Origin of the sequence: Micromonospora sp. D75 (assembly GCF_018070405.1) — a bacterium.
Taxonomy (GTDB): Bacteria; Actinomycetota; Actinomycetes; order Mycobacteriales; family Micromonosporaceae; genus Micromonospora; species Micromonospora chalcea.
The window spans coordinates 1-4,990 of the sequence record NZ_JAGPXV010000446.1 but is presented as its reverse complement, the minus strand read 5'-3'; the positions used below and the strand labels follow the sequence as shown (position 1 = coordinate 4,990).

The 4,990-nt window shown below is 71.7% G+C and carries 4 protein-coding genes and 1 pseudogene; all 5 read left to right on the top strand.

The annotated features are described in order from the left end of the window. Window positions 1-147: 147 nt before the first annotated feature. A complete protein-coding gene (locus KBX39_RS22770; protein ID WP_210872420.1) occupies window positions 148-1,389 on the top strand; it encodes a 3-deoxy-7-phosphoheptulonate synthase in 1,242 nt (413 codons plus the stop codon). A gap of 345 nt (window positions 1,390-1,734) precedes the next feature. Then, window positions 1,735-2,673 carry a ParB N-terminal domain-containing protein gene (locus tag KBX39_RS22765; protein ID WP_197494849.1) on the top strand — a complete coding sequence of 313 codons (939 nt, stop codon included), beginning with the start codon at window positions 1,735-1,737 and terminating at the stop codon, window positions 2,671-2,673. A 180-nt stretch (window positions 2,674-2,853) separates the two neighbouring features. Beyond that, window positions 2,854-4,335: a vanadium-dependent haloperoxidase gene (locus KBX39_RS22760; protein ID WP_210872418.1), complete on the top strand. Its 1,482-nt coding sequence runs from the start codon at window positions 2,854-2,856 to the stop codon at window positions 4,333-4,335. A gap of 108 nt (window positions 4,336-4,443) precedes the next feature. After that, window positions 4,444-4,782 carry a PadR family transcriptional regulator gene (locus KBX39_RS22755; protein ID WP_043323114.1) on the top strand — a complete coding sequence of 113 codons (339 nt, stop codon included), beginning with the start codon at window positions 4,444-4,446 and terminating at the stop codon, window positions 4,780-4,782. Beyond that, a pseudogene (locus tag KBX39_RS22750) lies at window positions 4,779-4,990 on the top strand (hypothetical protein); the annotation flags it as partial. The gene KBX39_RS22755 and the pseudogene KBX39_RS22750, both read left to right, overlap by 4 nt.

Genomic DNA, 4,990 nt, shown 5'->3' with positions numbered 1-4,990 from the left:
CGCCTATCCGCCACCCCGTACGCGCCGGCCCCCGACGCCGTGGTCCAGCGCGTACGGGGTGGCGGATAGGCGCGACGTGCCGTCACCGGCGGCCGGGTCACGCGCACACGCGACCGGCGGTCCGGCTGACTCTCGACTGGAGGACAGATGCAGCAATCCGGTTCAACGGCGGAACGCAGCCCACTCGGGCCGTGGGAGGGCAAGCCGGCGGTCCAGCAACCGGACTGGCAGGACCACCCGGCGTACGCCCAGACCTGTGCGGCGTTGGCGGCGGCCCCGCCGCTGGTCCCGCCCGGGGAGGTACGGCGGCTCCGGCAGGCGTTGTCGGAGCTGGCGTCGGCCGGCGGGCTCCTGCTGCAGTTGGGCGACTGCGCCGAGAGCCTCTACGAGTGCACCCCCCGGCACACCTCCGACAAGATCGAGGTCATCGACCGGCTGGGGGACCGGCTCAGTGAGCTCACCGGGCGCAACGTGCTGCGGGTGGGCCGGATGGCCGGGCAGTTCGCCAAGCCCCGGTCGCAGGCGACGGAGTGGCACGACGCGCTGAGTATCCCCTCCTTCCGCGGCCACATGATCAATTCCGAGCTGGCCGCGCCCGGTACGCGCAAGGCCGACCCGCGCCGCATGTGGTGGGCGTACGAGGCGAGCGACCGGGTGCAGCGGGTGCTGCGCGCCCACCGGGAGGGGGCCGGGCGGGCCGCGCGGACCGAGGGGCCCTGGTCGAGCCACGAGGCCCTCGTTGTCGACTACGAGTCCCGGCTGATCCGCCGGGACCCGGACACGGGTGAGCGCTACCTGGCGTCGACCCACCTGCCGTGGGTGGGGGAGCGGACCCGCCGCTCCGCCGAGGCGCACGTGGCCATGCTGTCCACTGTGGCGAACCCGGTCGGCTGCAAGATCGGGCCGGACGCCGACCCGGACGAGGTCCTGCGGGTGTGCGAGGCGCTCGACCCGCGGCGCGAGCCCGGCCGTCTCGTCCTGATCCCGCGGATGGGCCGGGGCCGGATCCGGGAGGCCCTGCCGCCGATCGTCCGCGCGGTGGTGAACGCGGGGCACCCGGTGCTCTGGTTGAGCGATCCCATGCACGGCAACACCGTCAAGGCCTCGGTCGGCCTGAAGACGCGGCACCTCTCCGACGTGGTCACCGAGGCGCTGTGGTTCCGCGACATCCTCGACCGGCAGCGGCAGCACGCCGCCGGGCTGCACGTCGAGGTCGCCGCCACCGACGTGACCGAGTGCGTCGGCGGTTCGGTGGCCGGCGAGGACGACCTGGCGCGTCACTACACCTCGCTGTGCGACCCCCGGCTCAACCCGGGGCAGGCCACCGAGTTGATCGAAGCGTGGGCCAAGGACACCGCGACGGTCGGCCCGGCGCCGAGGCGGCCCTGAGGTGCCGACCGTTTTCGAACTGCGGGAAAATTGACAGAAGGAGACCTGCCGGAGCAAATTCGGCCAGGCTAGCCGCGCCGCAGTTCGTCGTCCACTACCTGCGTGGGTAGTGTCTACTACCCGTGCCGGGACCGTCAGTGGTGTTGCCCAGCAGGAATCCCATCGCAATGATGTGTGGGAAGGTGTAATCCTTCGATCGGTGACGCGCGCACCTCATCTTATCCGCACGGAATCCTGTCTCGGCTGAAGCGAGTGTTTCCAATGTGGGGCAACTCAAACACGCTGGAAGTGAAGGGCAACGACGAGAGATTTCCCCTGCCGGACGCAGCTACGGAGGATCGGTCTGTGCTTGGCGAGACGGTTCCGGTTTCCGCGCTGCTGCCCGGCGACTCCCCGCGGCTGGCGGGAGAGAACGTCGAGCACATCCGGCTGCTGGCCGCGATGCACGACCTCCCCCCGATCCTCGTGCAGCGCGGCACGATGCGGGTGATCGACGGCATGCACCGGCTGCGGGCCGCCAAGCTGCGCGGCGACGAGACCGTACGGGTGACGTTCTTCGACGGCGACGACGCCGCGGCGTTCCTGCTCTCGGTCGACGCCAACATCAAACACGGGCTGCCGCTGTCCCGCGCCGACCGGGAGGCCGCCGCCACCCGCATCCTGCGGTTGTATCCGCAGTGGTCGGACCGCGCCGTCGCCGCCGCCGCCGGGCTGTCCCCGACCACGGTCAGCGGCATCCGGCGCCGCCTGCTGCAACCGGCGGCGCGGGAGGGCAGCCGGGTGGGACGGGACGGCCGGGTCCGCCCGCTGGACGGCTCGGCGGGCCGCCGTCGGGCCAGCGCGGTCATCGCGCTCCGGCCGGACGCGCCCCTGCGTGCCATCGCGAAGGAGGCCGGGGTGTCGGTGGGCACGGCGCGGGACGTGCGCGCCCGGCTGCAGGCGGGCCGGGACCCGGTCCTGACCCCGCAGCGGCCGGCGGCCGAGCCCGAGCCGGCCGCCGACGACGGGTCGGAGGCGCGCAGGCGCCGGCCGGGCCAGGCCCCGGCGCCGCCCGTCGACTGGCCGGCGGTACGCGGGAACCTGATCCGCGACCCCGCGGTGAAGTACGCCGAGGTGGGCCGGGCCTTCGTCCGGTGGGCCGACGGGCACGTGGTCGACCCGGCCGCCTGGCGCGAGTTCGTCGACGCCGTGCCGCCGTACTGGCGCACATCGGTGGCCGAGCTGGCCCGCTCGTGCGCCGCCGCCTGGCTGGCGTTCGCCCAGGAGTTGGAGGACCGGGCGTGAAAACGGCGGTCCGCATATTTGCGGCGGTTGTCGACAGCGCGTCGAATTCCGTTGCCGTCGCCACTACCCGATCGAGTAGTGGACCGGCGTGAATAACGCGCGTTAATGTTCCTTCGATCCGCTGCCCTCATTTTCGGTGAGCACATTTGTGCGGCGGTCCAATGGAGAGGAGAATTCCCGGTGAAGATTCTGAGGCGGCCGCGGAAACGGCATCTCGGGGGTGCCGCGGCCGCCGCCGCGGCGATCGCACTGGTGGTGTCGCTGACAAACGGTGTGTCGGCGGCCCCGCAGGCAGCGACCTTCGACCTCGACCACGGGAACGCCCTGACCGACGTCATCTACCCGGCCCTCAACACCGAGCCGCGGGTCGAGTACAGCGGCCGGCCCGGGTCCTGGGCCGCGGACCGGGCCATGCTCATCGAACTGCCGTGGTTCGACGCCCTGGCGGCGTACCACCCCACCGCGGTCGGCATCTTCTCCACCATCGGCCGCCGTCCCGCCGAGGAGCACACCACGCGCAACAAGAACATCGCCGTCATCTACTCGGCCTACACCTCGCTCAGCAAGCTCTACCCGCAGCACGAGGCGACCTGGCAGCGGATGATGGCCACCGCGGGCCTGGACCCGGCGGTCACCGCGGAGGACCGCACCACCGCCAGCGGCATCGGCATCCTCGCCGCGAAGAACGCCATGGCGGCGCGCCGCAACGACGGTACGAACCGGGACGGCGACGCGGGCGGCCGCCGCTACAACCGCGAGCCGTACGCCGACCACACCGGCTACCGGCCGGTCAACAGCCCGTACGAGCTGCGCTTCCCGTCGCGCTGGCAGCCGAACACCATCTCCAAGCGTGAGGTCGTCAACACGCAGGAGTTCGCGACGCCCCAGTTCGGCCGGGTCAAGCCGATCACCTTCGACCGGCCCGAGCAGTTCCGGCTCACCCCGCCGGCGAACCACCACCTGCTGAACCCGAAGGGCTACCGCAAGCAGGCCGACGAGGTGCTGCGCGCCTCGGCCGGCCTGGACGACCGCAAGAAGATGAGCGCGGAGATCTTCAGCGACAACATCACGCCGTACGGCGCCATCGCGCACACGCTGCTGCGGGGCCGGTACAACACCGAGGACTCCGTCCGGTTCATCGTGATGACGGACGTCGCCGGGTTCGACGTGGCGATCGCCTCCTGGTACTACATGCGCAAGTACGACTCGGTGCAGCCGTTCAGCGCGATCCGCCACCTGTACCCGAACAAGAAGCTGACCGCGTGGGGCGGCCCGGGCCGGGGCACCGTCAACGACATCACCGGCACCCAATGGCGCAGCTACCTCAGCTCGGTCGCCATCGCAGCTCCGGAGTACCCGTCGGTAAACGCGGCGGTCTGCGTCGCCTACGCCCAGGTCGCGCGCCGGTTCACCGGCACCGACAAGCTGACCGTGGTGATCCCGGTGCGCAAGGGCTCCTCGATCGTGGAGCCGGGCGTGACCCCGGCCGCCGACATGATGCTGACCTGGAACAGCTACTCGGAGTGGGCCGCCGAGTGCGGGCAGAGCCGGGTCTGGGCCGGCGAGAACTTCCCCGCCTCGGTCGCGGCCGTCGACCAGTACGCGCCGCAGCTCGGTGACCGTGCCTTCGACTTCGTCCAGCGCAAGCTGAACGGGCGCTGATCCCCGCTGTGCCGGTCCGCGCTGCCGGCCATGCCCTCGGGCGTGGCCGGCAGCGCGCGTTCCGACCCCCTCACCACATGTCTTGCATAGCAAGGTATCTTGCGAGGCATGGACGGGGCACGTGAGCGGATCACCACGAACATCCGCAAGGGCGTGCTGGAGTACTGCGTGCTCGCGCTGCTCTCACGGCGCGACATGTACGGCCTGGAACTGGCCGACTGGCTCGCCGTGCGCGGCCTGACCGCCAGCGAGGGCAGCCTGTATCCGCTGCTCGCCCGCATGCGGCAGGCCGGCACCGTGCAGACCCGGTGGGTGGCCCCCGAGCAGGGGCACGCCCGGCGGTACTACGCGATCACCGACCAGGGGCGGGCGCACCTGCGGGTGTTCGCGACGGTGTGGCGGGAGATCCAGCCGCACGTGGACGAGTTGATGGGGGAGGAAGGATGAGCGACGACGGCCTCCCGGAGGCGGCGTGGGCCTACCTGCGGGCGCTGGACGCGGAGTTGTCGGACGTCCCGTCCGGCACGGCGGAGGAGATCGTCGCGGATGTCCGCGCGCACATCGCCGACGCCCTCGACAGCGGGCGGAGCGCCGACGAGGTCCTCGCCGGCCTGGGTGCCGCGCCGGACGTGGCCCGGCAGGCGCGGGAGGAGCG